At 65.9% G+C, this 23,538-nt stretch carries 20 protein-coding genes; 16 read left to right on the forward strand and 4 right to left on the reverse strand.

What is annotated here, in order from left to right:
- Positions 1-170 precede the first annotated feature (170 nt).
- The 3 genes from DC347_RS09365 (at position 171) to DC347_RS09375 (ending at position 3,661) form a co-directional block, all read left to right on the forward strand.
- Complete coding sequence (locus DC347_RS09365; RefSeq protein WP_018761806.1) at positions 171-1,115, forward strand: carbohydrate ABC transporter permease; 945 nt, start codon at positions 171-173, stop codon at positions 1,113-1,115.
- Positions 1,105-2,049: a carbohydrate ABC transporter permease gene (locus tag DC347_RS09370; protein ID WP_018761805.1), complete on the forward strand. Its 945-nt coding sequence runs from the start codon at positions 1,105-1,107 to the stop codon at positions 2,047-2,049. The genes DC347_RS09365 and DC347_RS09370 overlap by 11 nt, the downstream gene beginning before the upstream one ends.
- Before the next feature lie 253 nt (positions 2,050-2,302).
- Positions 2,303-3,661, forward strand: a complete 1,359-nt coding sequence (locus DC347_RS09375) for an ABC transporter substrate-binding protein (protein ID WP_026264596.1) — start codon at positions 2,303-2,305, stop codon at positions 3,659-3,661.
- 202 nt (positions 3,662-3,863) lie between these two features.
- Here DC347_RS09375 and DC347_RS09380 read toward each other — a convergent pair whose 3' ends face one another.
- Positions 3,864-5,891 (reverse strand): beta-galactosidase, encoded by a 2,028-nt coding sequence (locus DC347_RS09380; protein ID WP_109045182.1) that lies wholly within the window; start codon positions 5,889-5,891, stop codon positions 3,864-3,866.
- A gap of 199 nt (positions 5,892-6,090) precedes the next feature.
- Here DC347_RS09380 and DC347_RS09385 point away from each other — a divergent pair, with 199 nt between their 5' ends.
- From DC347_RS09385 to DC347_RS09405, 5 genes are all read left to right on the forward strand, one after another.
- Positions 6,091-7,380 (forward strand): ABC transporter substrate-binding protein, encoded by a 1,290-nt coding sequence (locus DC347_RS09385; protein ID WP_109045183.1) that lies wholly within the window; start codon positions 6,091-6,093, stop codon positions 7,378-7,380.
- Between the two features lie 46 nt (positions 7,381-7,426).
- The gene (locus DC347_RS09390) at positions 7,427-8,380 is read left to right on the forward strand and encodes a carbohydrate ABC transporter permease (protein WP_026264595.1); all 954 of its coding nucleotides are present in this window, start codon (positions 7,427-7,429) and stop codon (positions 8,378-8,380) included.
- A complete protein-coding gene (locus DC347_RS09395) occupies positions 8,377-9,294 on the forward strand; it encodes a carbohydrate ABC transporter permease (RefSeq protein ID WP_109045184.1) in 918 nt (305 codons plus the stop codon). Before DC347_RS09390 ends, DC347_RS09395 begins: the two co-directional genes overlap by 4 nt.
- Positions 9,295-9,312: 18 nt before the next feature.
- A complete protein-coding gene (locus DC347_RS09400) occupies positions 9,313-9,945 on the forward strand; it encodes a Poxvirus protein I5 (protein ID WP_109045185.1) in 633 nt (210 codons plus the stop codon).
- A 143-nt stretch (positions 9,946-10,088) separates the two neighbouring features.
- Positions 10,089-11,264, forward strand: coding sequence for an MFS transporter (locus DC347_RS09405; protein WP_240617754.1), 1,176 nt, complete (start codon positions 10,089-10,091; stop codon positions 11,262-11,264).
- Here the strand turns inward: DC347_RS09405 and DC347_RS09410 are convergent.
- On the reverse strand, positions 11,251-14,502 hold the full coding sequence (locus DC347_RS09410; protein ID WP_109045186.1) for a family 78 glycoside hydrolase catalytic domain: 3,252 nt from the start codon (positions 14,500-14,502) through the stop codon (positions 11,251-11,253). The two genes, DC347_RS09405 and DC347_RS09410, sit on opposite strands and share 14 nt — an antisense overlap.
- Complete coding sequence (locus DC347_RS09415; RefSeq protein ID WP_109045187.1) at positions 14,502-15,707, reverse strand: Gfo/Idh/MocA family protein; 1,206 nt, start codon at positions 15,705-15,707, stop codon at positions 14,502-14,504. Before DC347_RS09415 ends, DC347_RS09410 begins: the two co-directional genes overlap by 1 nt.
- Before the next feature lie 240 nt (positions 15,708-15,947).
- On the opposite strand from DC347_RS09415, the gene DC347_RS09420 reads away from it, so the two are divergent.
- The 7 genes from DC347_RS09420 (at position 15,948) to DC347_RS09450 (ending at position 21,950) form a co-directional block, all read left to right on the forward strand.
- Positions 15,948-16,622: a YesL family protein gene (locus tag DC347_RS09420; RefSeq protein WP_109045188.1), complete on the forward strand. Its 675-nt coding sequence runs from the start codon at positions 15,948-15,950 to the stop codon at positions 16,620-16,622.
- Positions 16,623-16,728: 106 nt separating this feature from the next.
- Complete coding sequence (locus tag DC347_RS09425; protein WP_018761793.1) at positions 16,729-18,258, forward strand: extracellular solute-binding protein; 1,530 nt, start codon at positions 16,729-16,731, stop codon at positions 18,256-18,258.
- The gene (locus tag DC347_RS09430) at positions 18,259-19,230 is read left to right on the forward strand and encodes a sugar ABC transporter permease (protein ID WP_109045189.1); all 972 of its coding nucleotides are present in this window, start codon (positions 18,259-18,261) and stop codon (positions 19,228-19,230) included. It abuts the gene before it with no gap.
- Positions 19,231-19,232: 2 nt separating this feature from the next.
- The gene (locus DC347_RS09435; protein ID WP_018761791.1) at positions 19,233-20,105 is read left to right on the forward strand and encodes a carbohydrate ABC transporter permease; all 873 of its coding nucleotides are present in this window, start codon (positions 19,233-19,235) and stop codon (positions 20,103-20,105) included.
- 23 nt (positions 20,106-20,128) lie between these two features.
- Positions 20,129-20,839 carry a rhamnogalacturonan acetylesterase gene (locus DC347_RS09440; RefSeq protein ID WP_018761790.1) on the forward strand — a complete coding sequence of 237 codons (711 nt, stop codon included), beginning with the start codon at positions 20,129-20,131 and terminating at the stop codon, positions 20,837-20,839.
- Between the two features lie 15 nt (positions 20,840-20,854).
- Positions 20,855-21,511 carry a DUF1961 family protein gene (locus DC347_RS09445; protein ID WP_240617741.1) on the forward strand — a complete coding sequence of 219 codons (657 nt, stop codon included), beginning with the start codon at positions 20,855-20,857 and terminating at the stop codon, positions 21,509-21,511.
- A 61-nt stretch (positions 21,512-21,572) separates the two neighbouring features.
- The gene (locus tag DC347_RS09450; RefSeq protein WP_109045191.1) at positions 21,573-21,950 is read left to right on the forward strand and encodes an STAS/SEC14 domain-containing protein; all 378 of its coding nucleotides are present in this window, start codon (positions 21,573-21,575) and stop codon (positions 21,948-21,950) included.
- A 12-nt stretch (positions 21,951-21,962) separates the two neighbouring features.
- Here the strand turns inward: DC347_RS09450 and DC347_RS09455 are convergent, their stop codons facing one another.
- Positions 21,963-22,985 (reverse strand): LacI family DNA-binding transcriptional regulator, encoded by a 1,023-nt coding sequence (locus tag DC347_RS09455; RefSeq protein WP_018761787.1) that lies wholly within the window; start codon positions 22,983-22,985, stop codon positions 21,963-21,965.
- Positions 22,986-23,137: 152 nt separating this feature from the next.
- On the opposite strand from DC347_RS09455, the gene DC347_RS09460 reads away from it, so the two are divergent.
- Positions 23,138-23,482 carry an L-rhamnose mutarotase gene (locus DC347_RS09460; protein WP_109045192.1) on the forward strand — a complete coding sequence of 115 codons (345 nt, stop codon included), beginning with the start codon at positions 23,138-23,140 and terminating at the stop codon, positions 23,480-23,482.
- The last annotated feature ends 56 nt before the right edge of the window (positions 23,483-23,538 follow it).

The raw sequence follows: 23,538 nt of genomic DNA on the forward strand, positions 1-23,538 counted from the left end.
GCAGCGGGCCCGCGAAGGGAGTCCCGAACCCCATCGCCTGGCGATGACCGAAACGTGGAGGCCACGATGACCAAAGGAGACCACATGGCCGCAAAGCATATTCCCAGGACGCGCCGTCCGGCCCCGCTGCCGGCCGACGCTTGCCTGCTGTCCGTGATGGAGCAGCAACCGTGAGCGCCATCAGCGAACTGTCTTCGTTGAGCCGGCGGAAGGGCAAAGCCACCGCTGAGGAGAAGAAGGCCAACAGGCGGGACAACAAGGCCGCCTACATTTTCCTGCTCCCGTGGCTGGTGGGTTTGGTGGCCATCACCATCGGCCCCATGTTGATGTCCCTCTACCTTTCGTTTACGGACTACAACCTGCTGCAGCCGCCCGAGTGGACGGGGCTGGACAACTTCACCAGGATGCTCAGCGATGCCCGGCTGCACAACTCGTTGCGGGTTACGTTCACCTACGTCCTGGTGGGTGTTCCACTGCAGCTGGCCGTGGCACTGCTGATCGCGCTCGTCCTGGACAAGGGGCTCCGCGGCCTTCCGTTCTACCGTTCCGTGTTCTACTTGCCGTCGCTGCTGGGCGGTTCGGTCGCCGTCGCCATCCTGTGGAAGCAGATCTTCGGCACCACCGGCCTGGTGAACCAGGTCTTGGCCATGTTCGGCATTCAGGGTCCCGGCTGGATCTCGGATCCCAGCACGGCCCTGGGATCGATCATCCTGCTGCACGTCTGGACCTTTGGCGCTCCGATGATCATCTTCCTCGCGGGCCTGCGCCAGATCCCCAACATGTACTACGAGGCGGCCAGGGTGGATGGTGCCACCACGCTCCAGCAGTTCTGGCGGATCACCATGCCGATGCTCAGCCCGATCATCTTCTTCAACCTGGTCCTGCAGATCATCGGTTCGTTCCAGTCCTTCACCCAGGCGTTCATCGTCTCCGGCGGCAACGGCGGACCTTCGGACTCAACGATGTTCTTCACGTTGTACCTCTACCAAAAGGGCTTCGGCCAGTTCGACATGGGCTACGCCTCAGCCATGGCGTGGGTGCTGCTGCTTATCATCGGCGTCTTCACCGCCATCAACTTCATCGCTTCTAAGTATTGGGTTTTCTATGACGACTAAGCTTGAGACGCTGCCCACCCCGGAGAAGAAGTCCGGGGGCGCCGGCAAGCCTACGAACCGCAAGCCCAGGGTCCGCGAGTCCCGGGGAACGCTGGCCTTCAGCAGGGCCCAGCGCGGTAAATCGCTGATGAAGCACGGGATCCTGATCCTGGCCGGCGGGCTGATGATCTATCCGCTCCTGTGGATGGTGGTCTCCTCGCTGCGGCCGAATGACCTGATCTTCCGTGAACCGGGCCTGTGGCTGAACAGCCTGGAAATGAGCAACTACACCTCCGGATGGTCGGCCCTGACGCACCCCTTCGGCCACTACATGATCAACTCCGCGATAGTGGTGATCGGCTCGATCCTGGGCAACCTGGTCTCATGCTCGATGGCTGCCTACGCGTTCGCGCGGCTGCAGTTCACCGCCAAGAAGCTGTTCTTCGGCATCATGCTGCTGACCATCATGCTCCCGTTCCACGTGGTGATCGTGCCGCAATACATCCTGTTCTCGCAGATCGGCTGGGTGAACACTTTCTGGCCGCTGATCGTTCCCAAGCTGCTTGCCACAGATGCGTTCTTCGTCTTCCTCATGGTGCAGTTCATCCGCGGCATCCCCAAGGAGCTTGACGAGGCCGCGAGGATCGACGGAGCCGGCCATCCGCGCATCTTCCTTCGCGTGATCCTGCCGCTGATGGTGCCGGCCCTGGCCACCACCACGATCTTCACCTTCATCTGGACCTGGAACGACTTCTTCGGCGCCCTGATCTACCTCACGGACCCGGATATGTTCACCGTTCCCGTGGCACTGCGCGCGTTCGTCGACTCGCAGTCCGCCACCAGCTGGGGATCCTTGTTCGCCATGTCCATCGTGTCCCTGCTGCCGGTCTTCCTGGTGTTCCTGTTCGGCCAGCGGTTCCTGATCAAGGGCATCGCCACCACGGGCATCAAGTAACGCCGGGCCGCACCCCGCGCCACGCACCCCCTGCACCACCTGTTTGAACGGCCCGTCGCCAGCGGCGGGCCGTTCGCGCGTCACGGGGCGGATGCACTTCGCCGAACACCTTGTAATACAAGTTTTAGACTTGTAGTATTAGATGCAGAAAGCGCTTTCACGGCCTGAGGCCCTCTTCGAAACCTCGACGGCTCCGCCCCCGGCCACCCCCCAACATCACCGCACCTGGATCAAAGAAGATCGGAGTTACACAGTGCCGCTTTTTCCCCGTCCTGCATCCGCTGCCAAGCAGCCGGCAGGGGCACCACCGTCACGCTCATCGCGCCGAACCCGTACGGCGGGTGCTGTCGCAGCCGCAGTCGCCGCCGTCATGGCCCTCAGTGCCTGCGGCGGTGGAGCAGCTCCGCAGAGCGCCGACGGAACCGTTGAGCTTCGCTTCTCCTGGTGGGGCGGCGACAAGCGCGCCCAGCTGACGCAGGAAGCCATCAAGCAGTTCGAAGCCGAAAACCCCAAAATCAAGATCAAACCCGAATTCGGCGACTGGAGCGGTTACTGGGACAAGCTCGCCACCCAGGTGGCCGCCAACGACGCCCCGGACATCATCCAGATGGACGAGAAATACATCACCGAGTACTCCAGCCGCGGCGCCCTCCTGGATCTGTCCAAGTACGACATCGACACCTCCAAGCTGGATGAGGCGGCCCTGAATGCAGGCAAGAGCCAGAAGGGCCTGACGGGCATCGCGGCCGGCATCAACGCCGCCACCATCCTGGCCAATCCCGCAGTCTTCCAGGCCGCCGGAGTTCCGCTGCCGGATGACACCAAATGGACCTGGGACGATTTCGGCCGGATCGCCGCCGAGATCACCGCGAAGTCGCCCAAGGGCACCTACGGAGCGGCAGCGTACGGAACGGATGAGGCCTCCTTGGGCGTCTGGCTCCGGCAGGACGGCAAGTCCCTCTACACATCCGACGGCAAGCTGGGCTTTGAGTCCGGTGACATCGCCGAATGGTGGGCATTCCTGAAGGAGCTGAGCCAGAAGAAGGCGGTGCCTTCCGCATCGGAGGTGGTCGAGGCTGAGGCCGCGCCCCTTGACCAGAGCGGCCTGGCGACCGGCAAGAACGCCATGGCGTTCTGGTGGTCCAACCAGGCGCCTGCCCTGGAGAAGGCCAGCGGCGGAGACCTCAAGATCCTGCGGTTCCCCACCAAGACGGGATCGGCAGCCGATGCGGAGCTTTGGTACAAAGCCTCGCAGTTCTGGTCCGCTTCCTCGCGCACCAAGCACCCGCAGGAAACGGCCAAGTTCATCAACTTCCTGACCAACAACGTCAAAGCCGGTGAAGCGCTCCTGGCGGACCGTGGTGTGTATCCCAACGCTGATGTCCGGGCAGCCATCCAGCCCAAACTGACCCCGGCAGACGTCAAGGTGGTCACCTTCATTGATCAGATCAAAGGCGAACTCGGCGAAGCCCCGGCGCCGCCGCCAAAGGGTGCGGGAGCGATCCAGGAAATCATCAAGCGCTACACCTCGGAAGTCCTGTTTGACCGCTTGTCCCCGGCCGACGCGGGAAAGAAGGCCACGGACGAGATGAAGTCCGCCATCAGCAGCTGATCTTCACACCGCCAATACGGCTCCGGACAACACGGGTGGACGCCTCCCCGCCCGAGGCGTCCGACGGCGGGTGGCAGCTCCGCCCCGGCGGGAACCGATGGTTCCTTTCCGGGGCGGAGGTGTTTAAGGCGCAGTCCACTTTTAACGGGACTGAGCGTTCCGTGGACGGCGGCACCCAAGCCGGTGCCGCCGTCGGCCGTCCTTAGGGCTTTGCCTGGCCCTCCGCCACCACCGCGACGCCGCCGGCAGGAACGGTGCCCGGGAAGGGGCCACCGGTCAGTAGGTCCTGGCCAGTGGCTGAGACGGCGGCATCCGCCCTCGTGTGGTTGATGGCGAACAGGAAGCTGCGCCCGTCGGCGGACAGGCGCCGCACCAGTTCCACCCCGGGATCGGCAGCGGCGACGGGCGAAACGCCCGATTCGGCCAGCAGCTTGTCAACCAGGGCTTCGATGCCGTTGGCGTCCGGGAAGGTGGCCAGGTACCAGGCCGCCCCTGGCCCAACAGGCCGCCGGGTCAGGGAGGGAACCCCCTCCAGCGGGTATTCGGTAAAGGTTTGCACCACCTCGGCGCCGGCAGGGTGGACATGCTCGCTCCAGATGGAAGAGGTGGTCCCGTCGCTCAACTTGAGCTGGGCTCCGGCCAGCAGCGGATAAAACTCCTCCACCCGGACGCCCACGAGATCGCGGAACGCGCCCGGGTAGCCGCCGAGCAGCACATGGTCCTGAGCGTCCACGATGCCGCTGAAATAGCTGACCAGGACCGTGGCCCCGCGCGAAGCCGCGGCGGCGATGGTGGCGGCGTCCTCATCGGACACGGCGTACAGGGTGCACGCCAGCACCAGGTCGTAGCCGTCAAGTGACGCCGACGGATGCACCAGGTCCACGGAGACTCCGCGCAGGACCAGCGACCGGTGAAACGCCCTCAGCAGGTCCAGGTACTTCACGTCGATGCTCGGTTTGGAGTCGATCTCGCTGGCCCACCAGGCCTCGTAGTCGAAGACAATGGCGGCACGCGACTGGACCCGCGAACCGCGCACGGGTTCGAGGCGCTGCAGGGCCGCGCCAAGCTCCACCACTTCACGCCACACCCGCGTGTCCCGTCCCCCGTGCGGCACCATGGCGGAGTGGAACTTCTCCGACCCCGCAAAGCTTTGCCGCCACTGGAAGAACATCACGGCGTCCGCCCCGCGGGCCACGTGGGCCAGCGAATTGCGCAGCATCTCGCCGGGCATCTTGGGTTGGTTGCGCGGCTGCCAGTTGACCGCCGACGTCGAATGTTCCATCAGGATCCACGGGTCACCGCCAGCAATGCCGCGCGTGAGGTCCGCGCTGAACGCGAGTTCCAGGTGGCGTTCCGGGTCCGCGGCCACGAGGTAGTGGTCGTTGGCGATGACGTCCAGGTCTTTGGCCCAGCTGAAGTAGTCCATGGATTTGGTGGCACTTGAGGCCATCAGGTTGGTGGTGCAGGGGATGTCCGGGGTCACCTCGCGAAGGACGGCCACCAGCTCCCGGTAGTAGTCCATCAGCGCCCACGAGCTGAACCGCTGGAAGTCCAGTTGCTGGCCCGGGTTCAGGGTGGACGGTGCGACGGCGGGCGGCAGGATTTCCTCGAAGGAGCCGTAGTTCTGGGACCAGAATGCCGTGCCCCAGGAAGCGTTCAAGGCAGCGATGCTCCCGTACCGGCGTTCAAGCCAGGTGCGGAAGGCGGCTGCGTCCTCTTCGCCGTAGAACTCCGAGACGTGGCAGCCCAGTTCGTTGTCCACATGCCACAGTGCCAGCGCGGGGTGGTCCTTGTAGCGTTCGGCGAGTGCGCGGGTGATCCCGGCGGCGTAGCGGCGGTACACGGCCGACGACGGCGTGTAGTGCCGCCGTGAGCCCGGTCCCAGCACGGTCCCGTCAGCTCTGACCGGCAGGATCTCCGGGTGTTTGCGCACCAGCCAGGCCGGAGGTGCGGCGGTGGCGGTGGCCAGGGCCACTTTCACGCCGATCCCGGCGAGGTTGTCCAGTACTTCGTCCAGCCAGCCGAACTCGTAGTGCCCTTCGGCGGGTTCCAGCAGGGCCCAGGAGAAAATGCCGACGCTGAGGAAATTCACGCCCGCTTCCTGCATGAGGTCCAGATCCTCCAGGCGGACACTGGCGGGCCATTGCTCGGGGTTGTAGTCGCCTCCGAAAGCGATGCCCCCAATGTTGCTCCACACTTTGGACGGGCCGGGGCTTTCCTGCTGTGTCATGGGACTCCTTTGTCAACTGTGAGGCGGGGTTCGCAATGAGGAAACGCTTTCTTGGAAAACGCTTGCCTGGCGGCTTGGAAAACGCTTGCCCATTAATTCGAATGCAGCTATTGTATCGTTTCAGACGCCAGGTTAGCCAGCTCACTACTTACGTTGTAGACCGAGCCAAGGCAGGCACCCAAAGAGCAAGGAGGCTCCCGTGATCAACAGAAGGCATTTCCTCACAACCGTGGCCATCGGCACCGCATCTGCCGCAGCCCTGGCAGCCTGCGGGAACGGAGGCAGCTCATCCGGCCAGACCGGATCCGCTGAAAAACCCGTGACCATCAACTACACCTGGTGGGGCAACGACGACCGCGCCGAGCGGACCCGCAAAGCCATCGCCCTGTTCGAGTCAAAGAACCCGGACATCAAGGTCAACGGCAACTTCACGGATTTCGCGGGCTACTGGCAGAAGCGTGCCACCGAAGCGGCCGGCGGCGGCCTGCCCGACGTGATGCAGTGGGACCTGTCCTACCTGCGCGATTACGGCCAGCGCAACCAGCTCCTGGACCTGGGCACGGTGAAGATCGATACCTCCGCGTTCGAGAAATCACTCCTGCCGTCCGGCCAGATCAAGGGCAAGACCTACGGCATCCCCACCAGCACCAACGCCTTCGCGGTCTACTACGATCCTGCCAAGCTGGCCTCCCTGGGCATCGCCGAACCCACCGGCAAATGGACCTGGTCCGAATTCCAGGCCTTCCTGAAGGAAGTTGGGGACAAGGGCAACGGCAGCCTCTACGGCTCCACGGACTTCACCGGTGTCTGGTGGCAGTTCAACATCTGGCTCCGCCAGAAGAACATCCAGGCCTTCACCAGCGACGGGAAGCTGGGATTCAGCAAGGACGACCTGAAGACCTGGTGGAACCTCAACTCGAAGCTGCGCGGAACCCAGGCCCTCGTGCCGGAAGACAGGGTAACCCAGCTCAAGCCCAAGTCCCCGTTCGGCTCCAACGTCAGTGCCGCCGAGGTCACCTGGGACAACTTCATGGCCGGATACCTGGCTGACAGCGGCGCCAAGCAACTCAAGCTGGTACCGGTGCCCTCGGATGACCCGAACAACCTGGGCCTTTTCCTGAAGCCGTCCATGCTGATGGTGGCCAGCGCCAAGACCAAGTTCAAGGACGCGGCCGCACGCTTCATCGATTTCATGGTCAACGATCCCGAGGTGGGCCAGATCTTCAAGACCTCCCGCGGCGTTCCGGCCTCCAAGACCCAGCGCGACGGCACCACGTTCGATGGCGCCGACAAGCTGGTGGTGGATTACGAGAAGTCCATCGAGCAGTACCTCAAGGACGCACCCGAGCCGCCGATCGTCGGGTTCGGCACGCTGGAAGCATCGTTCGGCCGGATTGCCTCCGACCTCAACTACGGCAAGCTCACCGTTGACGGTGCCGTCGACGCGTGGTTCAAGGAAGCCGAAGACCTCATCAAGCAGAACGCCTGATCCGGCCAGTGCCTGATCGAGTGTTCACGACTGACGGATTGAACTCGTGACTCAAAGCCCAACCCTGAGCAGGCGCCAGGGGCACTCCGGTACCGCGTTGCCGCGCAAGTCGCGGCAGCGCGGGGCGGATGCCCGCGCCGGTTACACCTTCCTGCTGCCCTGGCTGCTGGGGTTCATCGCCCTGACGGTCGGGCCGATGATCTCCTCCCTGTACCTCTCGTTCACCAACTACAACCTGTTCGAGCCGCCCAAGTGGATCGGCTTCGACAACTACGCCACCCTCTTCCAGGACGAGCGCTTCCTGCAGTCCGTGGGCGTGACCCTCTCCTATGTGGTCTTCGGCACCCCGCTCAAGCTCGCCGCGGCCCTGGCGGTGGCGATGCTGCTGAACAGCAAGCGCCGCGGCCAGGGCTTCTACCGGTCGGCGTTCTACGCCCCGTCCCTGATCGGGGCCTCGGTGTCCATCGCGATCGTCTGGAAGGCCATGTTCGGCGATTCCGGGCCGGTGGACCAGGGCCTGTCCTTCTTCGGGATCAACATCGGCGGCTGGGTGGGAAATCCGTCCATGACCATGCCCATGATGATCCTGCTGACCGTGTGGCAGTTCGGCGCCCCGATGGTGATCTTCCTGGCCGGCCTGAAACAGATCCCGGGCGAACTCTACGAGGCGGCATCGATGGACGGTGCCGGTCCGGTGCGGAAGTTCTTCAACATCACCTGGCCCATGCTCTCGCCGGTGATCTTCTTCAACCTCCTGATGGAAACCATCCACGCGTTCCAGATCTTCGCGTCGGCCTACATCATCTCCAACGGTGACGGCGGCCCCGCCGGCTCCACCCTCTTCTACACCCTTTACCTGTACCTGCGCGGCTTCAGCGACTTCCGGATGGGCTACGCCTCGGCCATGGCCTGGCTGCTGGTGATCGTGGTCGGCATCATCACGCTGATCTTCTTCCGCACTTCCAAGTCCTGGGTCCACTACAGCGGTGATGCAAAATGACAACCACGGCAACCCCCGTCCAACCGGCCCCGGGCGCCACCGCCCCGGCCTACAACCCGAAGTCCGAATCCACCACCGCCAAACGCGCCAAGAGCACCATCTTCCACGCCGCAGCCCTCCTGCTGACCTGCGTGGTGCTCTACCCCGCCCTGTGGATGATCGCCTCCGCGTTCAAACCCAACTCGGAAATCGGCGGCCAGAACACCTCGCTGTGGTCCAGCAACTTCAGCTTTGACAACTTCGCCACCGCGATGGACGGCATCGGCGGGGTCTCCACCCTGCAGTTCTTCACCAACTCGCTGATCCTGGCCATCGGCGCCGTCGTCGGCACCATCCTCTCAGCGAGCGTGTCCGCCTACGCCTTCGCCCGGATCAAATTCCCGGGCCGCAGCGTGTTCTTCGGCATGATGATCGCCACCTTGCTGCTGCCGTTCCACGTGGTGATCATCCCGCAGTACATCATTTTCCAGCAGCTCGGTCTGGTGGACACCTATGTCCCCCTGCTCATCGGCAAGTTCCTCGCCGGAGACGCGTTCTTCGTGTTCCTGATGGTGCAGTTCATGCGTAACCTGCCCGCCGAACTCGACGAAGCAGCCCGCATCGACGGCGCAGGGCACGTCCGGATCTTCACCTCCATCATGCTGCCCCTGATGAAACCGGCCCTGATCTCCACCTCGATCTTCTCCTTCATCTGGAGCTGGAACGACTTCCTGGGCCCGCTGCTCTACCTGAACACCCCCGACAAGTACCCGTTGCCCCTGGCCCTGCGCCTCTTTGTGGACCAAACCCAGTCCTCGGACTACGGCGCCATGATCGCCATGTCCGTCCTGGCCCTGCTCCCCGTGCTGATCTTCTTCCTGATCTTCCAGCGGTACATCGTCGAGGGCGTTTCCACCCAGGGCCTCAAGGGCTAACGGTCAACGGAGAGAAAAATGAGCGCCATGGACAGCACCACCCACGTTTCCGGCCACGAGCCCATCCCGGTGAACCGGTTTGCCCTGTTCTCCGAAACCCTCCTGGCAGGCCTGCTGGTGCTGGTGCTGTCCGTCCCGCTGGTAACCCTCCCGGCCGCCTACGCGGCCGGCATCGCCCACCTGGAACGGCACCTGGCCGGCCGGGATGATTCGGTCCGCGGACTCTGGCGCCTCTTCAGGGCGGCCCTGCCCGGCAGCTGGAAGCTGGGCCTGACGACGGCGGCAGCCGCCGTCGTGATTGTCCTGAACCTTCTGCTGGCCTGGGTGGGGCAACTGCCGGGCCGTGGAGTGGTGCTGCCAGCCACCCTGATCCTGGCGGCCGGAGCGGCGATCGTGCTGCTCCGCACCGCCTCGGCCTGGACCGACGCAACCGGCCAAGGCGCCACCGCAGGGGACTCCTGGCGCACGGCCCTCCAGGCCGGGCAGGCAATGACCCTGCGCGACTGGACCGGTTCGCTGCTGCTCGCGGCCGCGCTGTTCTGCGCCGTGGTGTTCGTCTGGATGCTCGCGGCGCTCTTCGTGGTGGTCCCCGGCACCCTCATCCTCGCCGCGGCGGCAGTAAAACTGCGGTCCGGCCGGCCCCGACGCTAGCTGTGCCGTTGCGCCGCGCCCGAACCGAACACCGCGCCCGTACCGATCAACGCGCCCGAACCGATCAACGCGGCCGCCCCGGGCCCGGCCAACCCCGGTGGTACCACCCGCTGAGGCAGCACAACTACCGGCTGTTCCTGGGCATGCAGCTGGCCGGCAGCCTGGGGGTGTGGATGCAGCGCCTGGCCCAGGACTGGCTGGTGCTGCAGCTGACCGGAAGCCCCGCAGCGGTGGGCGCCGCCGTCGCCCTGCAGTTCCTGCCCATGCTGGTGGTGGGCCCGCTGGCCGGGCTGGTAGTGGACCTCTTTCCCAAGCGCCGGATCATGATGGTATGCCAGTCCGTCATCGTGCTGCTGGGCATTGGCCTCGCGGCGTGGGCCGCGAGCGGCACCCTGACGGTATGGGTGGTGTACGCCAGCTGCGTCGCCTTGGGCATCATTGCGGCGGTGGACCAGCCCACCAGGCAGGTGTTCGTCAATGAAGTGGTGGGGGACGCCGCGCTGCGGCCGGCCATCGGACTGAACAATGCGCTGTCCCAACTGGGCGGCATGGCCGGCCCGGCGTTGGGCGGGCTGCTCATCGCCCAGGCCGGACCGGCGGCGGCCTTTGCCGCCAACGCGCTGATCGGCGTGGGTGTCCTGGGCCTGATCATGGCCATCCGGACCAACGAGCTGCATCCGGGCCAGCGCGCCGGACGCGGCCGGGGCCAGGTGCTTGCCGGCCTCCACTATGTACGGGAGCGGCCGCGGCTCCTGCTCCTCATCCTCCTCGCCGGCCTGCTGGGCGCCTTCGGGATGAACGGGCCGGTGGTCCTGGCGGCGTTCGCCGAGCGGGTGTGGCACAACGGCGTGGAAGGCTTCGGCCTCTTCAACACCGTCAGTGCCGTCGGCGCCCTGGCCGGCGCGCTCCTGGCCGCGCGGCTTGGCACCATGGGCCGGAAAGGCATTGTGGCCGCGGCCGGCCTCTTCGGCTTGTCCCAGCTGCTGGCAGCGCTCATGCCCACCGTGGGCCTCTTCACTGCCATGCTGGTGGTGGTGGGCATGATGACGCTGCTGTTCCTCACCAGCGCCGCCACCGCCGTCCAGCTCGAGGCCGGTCCCGCCATCCGCGGCCGCGTCATGGCCCTGTACCTTCCGCTCCTGCTGGGCGGACATGCGCTCGGTGGCCTCCTGGCCGGCTGGCTGACCGAGCAGTTCGGAGTCCGGGCGGGCCTGGTGGCCACCGGCTGCCTGGGCATGCTGTCCGCCATGGTCATCGGCCTCTTGCTCTGGCGGCACGGGCGGCGCACCCGTCCTGCAGTGGCAACTACCGGGGCGTAAAGATCCAGGTGCCGGTGTGCACGCGGATTTCCCTGGCGGCGCCGTCCGCGGTGCCCAACGGGGCGGAAGGTACCGGGGCGGCATCCGCAGTGGGCCCTTTGACCCCGTAGGTGCCGGCGGGCAGCCTCACGGTGGCAGTGGTGCCCGGTGGAACCGTGCACTCCAGCTCCACCGAACTACCGCGCCTGCGCCAGCTCGCCTGTACGTATCCGTTGTCCACCGGGATACTGCCGCGGGCGTGCTCCAAGCGGCACAGCGGCGGTTCAATCACCACCGCGGTGCCGCCGGGGACGGCGTACCGGATGCCGAGCAGGTGCTCGAGGATCTCCTTGAGCACGGATGCGGACCAAGCGTGCGACTGGCTGTAGTCGGTCCCCTCGGCCAGGTCCCAGGCTTCCCAGGTGAATGTGGCTCCGCGGTCCAGGAGCCGTGCCCAGCCGGGCTGGTCTTTGGCGGTGAGGAGGTCCAGGACGGCGTCCATGCGGCCCTGGCGCACCAGGGCACGGACCAGCCGGTGCACCGTCATGGGGCCCTGCCGCATGCCCATTCCGGCGATCCGGGCGGCGTCAGCGTCCGCGTGGCCGGGGTCCGTGATGCCCAGTGAGAGCGGGAAGGACGTGGCGTGCTGGGAGGCGTGGGAACTGGGTGTCCCGTCCTCATGGAGCCCGTCCACCATGACCCCGCCGACGCGCAGCCGGCCGCGGATGGCGCCGGCCAGCGCACGGGCTGCCGTGGCGTAGCGGACGGCGGCGTCTTCCTTGCCGGCCAGGTTGCAGAGCCGTGCCGTTGACACCAGCGCCGAGTAGGCCTGGGCGTTGACGGTGGTCTTGGCCGCGCATTCCATGTCGTAGCCGAACCGGCCGGGTGCGGGCCAGTCCACGATGCCGTGCAGGTAGGGGCCCGAGCCGCCGCCCAGCCTGGTGACCAGTCCCGCCGTCGGGCCTTCCGCCGGAATGCAGCGCATGGCGTAGTCGGCCGTGTCGCACAGGTGGGGGAGCAGTTCGCGGACCAGGCCGGCGTCTCCGGAGCGCAGGTGGTACTCCTCCGCCCACTCCGGCAGCATCAGGGAGAAATCGGGGATGTCGCGCTTGCCGTCGCCGTTGGGATAGACGGCGTTGTACCGGCCCTTGTCCGCCCCGGTGTTCCAGTAGCGGCGGGCTGACCAGGCGAATTCCCGCAGTGCCTGCGCCGTGTAGGCGTGTTCGCCGAAGAACGCCATGGTGGCGTAGGAAATGTTGGCGGCGTCGGCCAGGAACTGGCCTTTTTCCCGGGTGGGAGTATCCACGAACTGCTCCTGGACACCGTAGAGCGCAGAATCGCGCAGCAGCCCGACGACCTCGTCCAGGACGGGGTCGGAACTGGTGAAGCTGCCCTCGCCGGGGTGGCTGCCGTAGACCGTGGTGGCGCCGACGCGTGACACGTCCGCCGCCTCCACGCCCGGCAGTTCCAGGTAGCGGAAGCCGAGGTGGACGGAGGCCCGGAACTGCTGTGGCCCGGCGGTTTGGGTGTAGGGGAAGGACATGTCCGTGTTCTGGCTGGGGGTCTTTCCGGCATCCACCCTGCCGTCCGGGCGCAGGACGTAGCCGGCCCGGAGCATGACCGTGCGCCCCGGGACGCCGGCCAGGAAGTCCACCTCGGGCCGGGCCGGGATGACGCGCCCGAAGTCCGCCACCAAGGTGCCGTCCTCCGCGGCAAGGAACCGCCGCGGTGCCACGAACTCCCCGCCCAGGAACGTCCGGCGGGCGTGCAGCCGGGGAAAGTCCGACGTCGGGTGCCGGCCGGCGCTGATGGCGGCAGGAAGGTCTTCGGTGATGTCCAGGGACGCTGCGGCCTCGCCATCCAGGTGCTCCACGGGGTCGCCCTCGTCATTGCGGTAGCCCGACTGGCGGTACGGGGCCTCGCCGGCACGCCAGCCAGGGCCCGAGACAAGGACGCCGCGCCGTCCGTCGTCGTAATCAACACTCAGCCTGACCAACAGGCCGGGAACACCTGCGGCGCGGCCCTGGCCCGGACCGTACCAGTGGAGGAGGGCTGTCACCGGCACGGGCGTACCGGCCGGATGTGCCGCCAGGACCCCGGTGACGTCGGCGGCATCGAAATACCCCTCGCCGGGGTAGCCGAACGAGGTGGTGCCGAGGCAGGGCGTTCCGGCCACCGAAACCTGCGCGTGGTGGTGTGCCGCCACGAAGAGCCTGGCCCGCCGGACCGTCCCGTCCAGCGCCATGGTGCCCCGGAACAGGGTCCACTCGTCGGGCTGCCGGTGTCCGGTGGTGCGGTCCCATTGTGCCAAGGACGCAAGCGCGTCGTCCTCGGCGGCGTCAAAACGGTGGTCCAGCAGGATGGTTCCGGAACGGCCGGGAACCTCCCCGGTGATTTTGAGCCGCGCATACTCCGCCTGGCTCCGGGGTCCCTGGTGCAGGGCGGCCCTTTCGCCGCTGTCCGCGGATGCCGGTACGTCAACCACCAGCAGTTCCGTTCCGCCCAGCGACACCCGGATGGTCAGCCCGTCGTCGCTGATATCCAGGTCCTGCCACGATCCGGGACCAGGTTGCCGGTCTCCTGCCGGTGCGGCGGTTCCCAGGACCTCGGAATCCGGGGCGGCGGGGGAGGGGATTTCCCAGTCCGGAGTGCGGCGGAGTACCAGTTCTCCGGCCGGGCCCAGTTCGAGCAGCACGCCCGTCCCGGGTCCGCTGCTCCGCAGGATCATGCCGGCTTTGCCCATGACGGGCCGGAGCCGGGCCTGGATCCGGACGCTGCGGACGGCGGGGCACGGCACAGGCAGGAACGGCGAGCCTGCCACCCGCAGGGCGCGGTTGTGGATTTCCAGCGGGGCGCGCCCGCCCGGGGCCCGGCTGATCCAGCCGGCTTGCCAGGACGCGTCCGTCAGGCCGGTGCTGAAGGGGTGCGGGGAAGACCAGGAGCCCGCCCTGCCGGCAGCATCATGGATGCGCACGCGCCAGGCGAAGTCCGAGTCGTCCGCCAGGGCGGGGCCGCCATAGGGCACGCCGCGCTGGGATGCGGAAGCTACCGGACCCGAGCCCCACACCAGCGCGCCCCGGGTGTCCCGGACCTCAACCTCGTAGCCGGTCTGCTGTGCCAGGGCGGGATCGTCGCCGTCGCCCTGGGCCAGCTGCCAGCTGAACGCGGGGGCCGGCGAAGCAGCCAGGCAGGCGGAAAGCCCGTCCGTCAGCAGGTTGGCTGCGTGCAGGTGACCGGCGTCGCGGAACTGGCCGCCCATCAGGAAGCCGGAATATCAAAGGTGGCCGGGGCGGACACGGCCCAGGGGAGTCCCAGCTCGCTGAAGGTGGCGTGCTCCCGGCCCGCACGTTCCAGCGCGGCCTCAATACCTGTTACGACGGCGTGGGCTGAGTCGCCGTCGCCCTCCCACCGGACGTGGGCGGGATCGATGGGGGAGGGCAGCGGCGCCGTCCGGACCGCTTCCAGCACCAGCATGAAGGCCCCGCTGTCCAGCAGGCTGCTGGTGAGCGGAACGCCGGTGGCGCGGTGGGCCAGCAGGTTCTCGGTGAGGTCATCGCGGCCATACGTCTTTTCGCTGCGCCCGGCTGCGGTTTCAATGCTGAGCCGGTCCTCGGTGTAGTGGAACACGGCGGTGCCGGCCGAGCCCTGCAGGGTCACGCAGGGCTCAACGGATTCGGACGCGCAGATGGTCAGCGCGCAGGTGATGGGCAGGCCTGGAGTGGTGCGGATCCGGATCACGGAGGTGTCATCCGATTCGATGTCGTTGGCCCGGTACAGCTCGGTCTCCACGGATGCGATGTCAGCGGTGGTGCGCGCCCCGGCAATCCGGAGGGCGGTTGCCACGGCATGCGCCAACGGATTGGTGGCGACGCCGTCCACCACGTCCACGCCGTTGATGCTGCGTTTCCCGGCCCAGCGCGAGCGTTTGTAGTAGGCCCGGTCCCGGACCCAGCGGCCGGTGGCCGAGATGCCCTCCAAGGTGCCGATGGTGCCGGCCGCGAGCAGTTCCTCGATGGCCCGCAGGGCGTGCGAACCGAGGCTTTGGAACCCGATCTGGACACCGCGCCCGGAATCCTCCGCCGCGGCACACAGCCGGTTGAAATCGGCAAGGGACGCGACGGGGGGTTTTTCCAAGTACAGCTCCGCGTCCGCGGCAAGGGCAGCCAGGGCCAGCGGGGCGTGCGTCTGGATGGGGGTCGCCACGATGACCAGGTCGAGGTCCCCTGCGGCCTGGAGGAGCTCGTCGAGCCCGGGGTGGATGGCGGCCGACGGCGGCACGGCACCTGGCGCGGGCGGCTGCGGATCGGCAACCGCCACCAGCTCGACGGCGCCTGCCGCCTGCAGGCGTTCAAGGTTCCGGAGGTGATGGGTGCCAAAGCCGTGCACGCCCACCAGTGCCACCCGCGCCGCAGTCCCCGGGGCGGTTCCGGCGCCCTTGCCGGCCGCTTCCGTTGCCGTTCCCATGGTTCTCCGTCCTGCCCGTCCGGGCACCAGCCTGTAGCGCCCGCCATCTGTCAGCAAGCGCTTTCCACCGTTCAGTGTGCGGCATGGAGGCATTGCCAGTCCAGCTATGTAACGATTCAAAAATTCACTTGACCGAGATGCCGGTGCGGGTCTAGATTTTCGAGAAACCGATTACCAGCGTGATGCGGGACACTTTCCGCTTCGCCTCTGCAACGATGGAGAACAGAAGGGAGCCCAGCCATGCTGTCTGGGACCTTCAGTGCGCGTGCCTATTCATTCTTTGACACGCTCGCATGGATTGCGGGCCTGAACCTGCTGTGGATCGTGTTCACCCTGATGGGTGGCGGCATCCTTGGTGCCGGGCCGGCCACGGCCGCGGCGCAGATCCTGGTGCGCAAGCGGGCCCGGGGGGAGGCGGCTCCGCTGGTGCGCGGATTTGCTGCCGGATACACCAGGAATTTTGGCCGCGCGAACATCCTTGCACTGCCGGTCATGGCCGTCTCCGTTGCTCTTGCCCTGAACTGGAACTACTTTTCGGCGGGGCGCGGGCTCTTCGCGCAGCTCATGGCGGCAGGCATCTTTGTTGCCGCAATCTTCCTGGCCGGCGCAGCGTGCTACGTGTTTCCCCTGTATGCCCGCTACGAACTGCCGCTGCGGCAGTACTTGCTGACGTCGTCGCGCTTTGCCGTGCGGCATCTTGCGGGAACCGTCATCCTGCTGTTCGTCACCGCCGCCGCGGCGTACGCCAGCGCGGCGCTCCCGGGCCTGATTCCGTTCTTCAGCATCGGAGCCTGGCTCTTCCTGACCGGCTGGCTCTGCGACCGCTTCTTCACCGCGAATGACGAATCGGTAGCCGAAGCGCTGGCAGTGGAACCGGACGGCCGGGCCGCCCTGCAGGGAGCCTCCACCGCCTGACCGCCCTCCTCCCGGGTGCGGCCAGGCCATGCCCGGCTTCTAAATGAAACGTATCAATACTGGCCCTAAGGCCCAATGAACCCCAATGAAGTGGAAAAGGAAGAATATGATCCGCAGGAAACTTTCCCTGGCCGCCGCCGTCGTCACCGCCGCTGCCCTGTCCCTCACGGCCTGCAGCGGAGGTGACGCCCCGGCCGCCGACCTCACCTCGGTGTCCATCATGGCGCCCTTCCTCGAGGCGCAGCCGCCCGGCGCGGACGGCGCAGTGCAAAAGAAGCTGGAGGAGATCACCGGCAAGCAGGTAAAGATCAACTGGGCTCCCAACGCCTCCTACGAGGACAAGACCAACATCACCTTGGCAGGATCGGACATCCCGCAGGTCATGGTGATCCAGGGCAAGAGCCCCGGGTTCGTCAAGAACGCCCAGGCCGGTGCCTTCTGGGACCTCACCGGCAAGCTGGACAAGTACCCCAACCTCAAGACCACCTACCCGGACATCCAGCAGAACGCCAGCGTCAACGGCAAGGTCTACGGCATCTTCCGCGGCCGCGCCCCGATGCGGACCGCGGTCATGTTCCGGCAGGACTGGCTGGACAAGCTGGGCCTGCAGCCGCCCAAGACCGTGGAGGACCTCTACAAGGTGGCCAAGGCGTTCACCGAGCAGGACCCGGACGGCAACGGCAAGAATGACACCTACGGCATCACGATTCCCAAATGGGGCGCGCTGGGAAGCAACAGCCCCTACGACGTCATCGAGGAATGGTTCGGGGCCGGCAACCGCTGGACCGAGCGGGACGGAAAGCTGGTACCCAGCTTCGAGACCGACGAGTTCCTCCAAGCGGACCGCTTCATCAAGAAGATGGTGGATGAGAAGCTCATCAACCCCGACTTCGCCACGTTCGACAGCACCAAATGGAATGAACCATTCTTCAACGGCAAGGGCGGCATCATCGTGGACGTCGATTCCCGGGTCAGCGTCCTCATCAACCTGTTCAAGCAGGCAGATCCCAACAACTTCCAGAACAAGGTGGGCTTCGTGGGCAACCTCGAAGGCCCCGACGGCAAGCTGCACGCCCACCCCACCGACGGCTACTCCGGCTTCCTGGCCGTCCCGAAAGCCAGTGTCCGGACGGAAGCCGAACTGGACAAGGTCCTGGAATTCCTGAACACCCTCAACGGCAAGGACGCCGGCATCCTCCTGAACAACGGCATTGAGGGCGTCAACTTCACGGTGGTGGACGGCAAGGCCGCTCCGGTCAAGCCGGAAACGGACGCCAGCAAGGCCGTCACCACGGACATCAAGAGCTACGCCCAGCTGGGCATGAACGTTGCCGGCAACCAGTTCTACCCGGTCAAGCAGGCCAGCGACTACGAGCAGCAGGTCTTCGACAAGCGCACCGACGTCATGGCGGAGGACCTCAAGAGCGCCGTCTACAACCCGGCAGCGCCTTACGTTTCCGCCACCTATGTGGCCAAGGGAGCCCAGCTGGACAACATCGTGGCCGATGCCCGGATCAAGTACCTGGCGGGCCAGATCGATGAGCAGGGGCTCAAGGACGCCATCAAGCTGTGGAACACCAGCGGCGGCGACAAGGTCAAGGAAGAGATCAACAAGCTCTGGCAGGACAACAAGTAAATGGCAGCCCCCGTTGTCGAGGCTGAGGCACGGGCGGCCAACCGGCCGCCCGTGCGGGAACGGAAGAACCGCAGGTTTTCCGTCCATTTCGCGCACTACAAGTGGTTGTACCTGCTGCTGCTGCCAGGCGTGGTGTACTTCGCGGTGTTCCGGTACGCCCCCATGTATGGCGTATCCATCGCGTTCAAGGATTACGTCCCGTTCCTGGGGGTAAACGGCAGCCCCTGGGTGGGAGTGCAGAACTTCACGGATTTCTTTGCCAACCCGGATTTTCCCCGGCTGTTGGGCAACACCCTGATCCTGGCATTCCTGAACCTGGGCATCGCCTTCCCGCTGACCATCGTCCTGGCCCTGCTGCTCAATGAGGTACGCCTGTCCGTCCTCAAGCGCACGGTCCAGACCCTGGTGTACATCCCGCACTTCCTGTCCTGGACCATCGTGGCGTCCCTGAGCTTCCTGCTGTTCGCCCTGGACATCGGCCCGCTGTTCCAGTTCCTGAACAACGTCATGGGCACGAACATCGATTTCCTGTCCGATCCCGCGTGGTTCCGGCCCCTGATCGTGCTGCAGGACATCTGGAAGAACACCGGCTGGGGCACCATCATCTTCCTGGCCGCCCTGGCCACGGTGGACCAGGACCAGTACGAGGCCGCCATCATCGACGGCGCCGGCCGGTTCCGCCGGGTCTGGCACATCACGCTTCCCGCGATCCGGTCCACCATCATCGTGATGCTGATCCTGGCCATCGGGCAGATGCTCAACACCGGCTTCGAACAGATCTACCTGATGACCAACGCCCTCAACCGCGAGGTGGCGGACGTCTTTGACACCTACGTCTATTTCGTGGGCATCACCCAGGGCGCCTACAGCTACTCCACGGCAGTGGGCCTGTTCAAATCCCTGGTGGGCATCGTGCTGATCTTCGGCACCAACTGGCTGGCCAAACGATTCAACCAGAGCGGACTGTTCTAGCCATGAAAATCCACAACACCCGCGGCGGCCGGGTTTTCGACGCCGTCAACTATGTGTTCCTTGCCCTGATCGGCATCATCACCCTGCTGCCGTTCGTCTACGTCTTCGCCGGGTCCTTCGCCACCGAAGCGGAGATCACCCGCCGGGCATTCTTCGTCTGGCCCGAGAAATTCACCCTGGGCTCCTACGAGTACATCTTCGCCACCCCGGCGTTCACCCGCGCCCTGGTCACCACCATCCTGGTCACCGCCGTGGGCACCTTGGTCCAGCTGGCCTTCACCGTGACCATGGCCTACCCGCTGGCCAAGAAAAGCCTGCGTGGCAGGAACGTCATCCTGTCGCTGGTGGTCTTCGCCATGGTCTTCTCCGGCGGCATGATCCCCACCTTCCTGCTGGTCAAGGACCTGGGCCTGCTCAACTCTTACTGGGCCCTGATCCTGCCGGCGGCCATCAACCCCTTCAGCCTGATCATCATCAAGAACTTCTTCCAGGAACTCCCTGCCGAGCTTGAGGAATCGGCCAAGATGGACGGCGCCACCGAGATCGGCATCCTCTGGCGGATCCTGCTGCCGCTGTCCAAGCCGGTGCTCGCAACGTTCGCGCTCTTTTACGCCGTGGGGATCTGGAACGACTTCATGTCCCCGTTGCTGTACCTGAGCGACAACTCCAAGTGGACGCTGCAGATGTACCTGCGGCAGGTCACCGCCGCCTCGGACCTCCTGGGCACCGGCAACGTGGACCCCAACTACATCCCGCCGGAACAGGGCATCAAGTTTGCGGTGATCGTGGTGGCCACCCTGCCCATCCTGATCTTCTATCCGTTCCTGCAAAAGCACTTTGCCAAGGGCATGCTCATCGGCTCCGTCAAGGGCTGACCCCGTACTGGAGGAAGCACACCATGAAAATCCTGCTGGCCGGCGACTCCACGGTTGCCGACTGCCCCACCCAAGAGTTCCCGATGAGCGGTTGGGGAGCGCAACTTCCGCCGCATACCTACCGGTGGGGCTCGGTGCACAACTTCGCCAAAGGCGGGGCAAGCACGGAATCCTTCCGCGACGAGGGACTCTGGGCGGACCTGCTGGCCGAGGCCGGGCCCGGCGACGCGGTGCTCATCCAGTTCGGCCACAACGACCAGAAGAAGCAGCACCTCGCCGCGCGAACCGGATACGCGGCCAACCTGCGCACCATGGTGGACGAGGTGCACGGGGCCGGCGCCGCGCCGCTCCTGTGCACCTCGGTGGAGCGGCGGCACTTCCTCGACGCCAGGCACCAGGGCGACGGCCCGGCGTCGGGCGCTGTCCTGGAGGCAAGCCTGGAGGACTACCCCGAGGTGGTCCGCGAACTCGGCCTGGAACTGGGGGTGCCGGTGGTGGACCTGAACGCCTGGACCCGGGACCTGTACCTGCGGCTGGGGCGCGACAGATCGCGGAACCTCTTCTGCCACTTCGCGCCCGGTGAGCACGCCCGCTGGCCGGGTGGTCTGGCGGACAACACCCACTTCTCGCAGCAGGGTGCCATGCTGGTGGCCGGGGAGGTGGCCCGGCAGCTTGGCCGGCTGGGATACGGAGTCCTTGAGCCGGCATTGGGTACGACGTCGGGACAGGGCTAGGTGGACGCCGCGGGCTTGGAAACGGGCGTCCTCTACAGCAACCCGCTGGCAGGCCCGGACGATGTCGCCGGCTGGGTGGCGGAAGGGCCCTTGGGCCTCGGCAGACACAACGGCGCCCTGGAGCTGTCCGGCACCCTGGATGACGGCGAGTTCGGCGACCATGCGCACTGGACCTTTTGGTGCCCCGAGGAGTTTCCGGACGGCATCCGCATCAGCTGGGACTTCCTGCCGCTCGCCGAACCGGGCCTGGCCATGCTGTTCTTCGCGGCCGCCGGACAGGGCGGGCTGGACCTTTTCAGCCCTTCGCTCGCGCCCCGGACCGGGTACTACCCGCAGTACCACTCGGGGGACATCGATGTACTGCACGTTTCCTACTTCCGGCACAAACACCAGTCCGAGCGCGCCTTCCGCACGTGCAACCTCCGAAAGAGTGCCGGCTTCGAACTGGTGGCCCAAGGGGCGGATCCGCTGCCGCCCACGGAAGACGCCGCCGGCTTCTACCGCCTCAACGTCGTGAAAGAAGGGCCACGGGTGGAGTTCGCCATCAACGGGTTGAGGCTCTTTCAGTGGCACGATCCGTCGGACAAAGTGTTGGGCGGCGGCCGGATCGGATTCCGCCAGATGGCACCGCTGCGCGCCGCCTACCGCAACCTGCTGGTGGAGAAGGTTTAGGTCGCTTCCGCACTGAGGCAAGATAGGAGGCGTACATCTGCCCACTGGAGGGAGGCGGGACATGGAACCCGTATTGGTCGACGGCGGCAAGGGGACGGTGGAGCTGGGCCCGGACGGCATTCTCCATCTCATCTGGGAGCCCAAGGTACGGATCGAAGTCCACGATGCGCAGGCAGCAATGGCCACGGTCAACGACATCGCCGGCGACGGCAGCTACCCCATGCTGGTGGACATGGCCACCACGGAGTCTGTCAGCCGGGAAGCCCGCGGGGTCTTCTCCATCCCGTGCGCGGCCAACCGCATCGCCCTGCTCGGGGCAAGCCCGGTGGACCGGATCATCGCCAACTTTTTCCTGGGTGTCCACATTCCGCCGTGCCCCACGCGCTTCTTCACGTCCCGGTCCGAGTCCATGAAATGGCTGCTGCAGCAGGACAAGTAGCGGACCCGCGGCTCAGCCGGCTGCCGGCGCGGCCGTGCTCTGCCGTACCACCAGCTCGGGCGTGAACACTACCGCCCGGTGGACAGGGTTTTGGGATTCCACTTCTTCGGACAACAGCTCGATCGCCGTCCGCCCCAGCAACTCGGTGGGCTGGCGGATGGAGGACAGGGGGACCACGGCGGAAACCGCAAAATCGATGTCGTCATAACCAATCAATGCCACATCCTCCGGGATGCGGAAGGTGTGCGTCATGGTGAGGGACTGCATGACGCCCAGGGCCAGGAGGTCGTTGGCGCAGAAAATTCCGTCCGGCAGCTCCGCGCGGCCCCGCTGCACCAGCATGTCGCCCACGCTTCGGCCGGCAAGGACCGTCTGGCCCTCCGAGTCCAGCACCTCCAAGGTGGCGTCCGGTTCCTCCTTGACGGCTCGGCGGGCGCCTTCGAGGCGGTCCGCCACCTGGCGGATGGAGGTGGGGCCACCCACGAAGGCGAGCCGGCGGCGGCCGGTGTCCAGCAGGTGCCGGGCTGCGAGGTAACCGCCTGCGTCGTCATCCACTGCCACGGAGCTGAACTTGGATTCGTCAGCCAGCCGGTCCACCAGGACGGTGGGGACGCCGCGCTCGCGGAGGAGGTCCAACCGGTCCGTGACATCGCCTACCGGGGAAATCAGCAGGCCCTGAACGCGCTGCTCCTGGAAGAGGTCGATGTAATTCGCTTCGCGGCCGGCGTCGTGTCCGCTGTCCCCGAGCAGCACGGCGCTGCCCTGGAGGGCGGCGGCGTCCTCGGCCGAGCGGACCACGGAGGTGAAGAAGGGGTTGCCCACGTCCAGGACAATGAGGCCGATGGTGCGGCTGTGGCCAACCCGGAGCTGGCGGGCGGCATCATTGCGGACGAAGCCCAGCTCGTCGATGGCCCGCAGGACCCGTTCCCTGGTCCGCTCCGATACCCGGTCCGGGTAGTTCAGGACGTTCGAGACCGTTCCCACGGCCACGCTTGCGTGGGTGGCGACGTCCTTGATACTTGCTGTCCGGTTCATCGAATCTCCGTGCTGGTCTGTCCGCGGCCGGGTGTCCCGCGCGGACGATCAAAAGTTCTCTGCCATTGCTTGACACCTGCTCAGGTTCAACTGTACTTTGAATCGTAACAATGAAACGATTCAAAAAAGCGCGAGTTTGAACAGGAGAACCAATGAGGGTCTGTTTCCGTTCCTCGGTCCAGCCGGCGCTCATCGACGAGTACCGCCGCCGGCACGCAGCGGTATGGCCGGAGATGCTGATCGCCCTCAAAGAAGCCGGCTGGCACAACTATTCGCTGTTCCTGGGAGACGACGGGCTCCTGGTGGGGTACGTGGAATGTGACGACTTCGACGCCGTCCGCGCCCGGATGGCCCTGACGGAGGTCAACGCCAGGTGGCAGGCGGAAATGGCAACACTCTTTGAAGACTCCGGCCAGTCGCCCGATGAGGGGTTCCGCGTGCTGGAGGAAGTCTTCAACCTTGACAGCCAGTTGGCGGCCAGCGCATCCGCAGGCTGACCGCCTGCGCGCACAACTTTCGCACCAACAGCAACAGGGCTCCAGCAGCGGGGCAC

The organism is Pseudarthrobacter sp. AG30, from assembly GCF_003116525.1.
Lineage (GTDB): Bacteria > Actinomycetota > Actinomycetes > Actinomycetales > Micrococcaceae > Arthrobacter.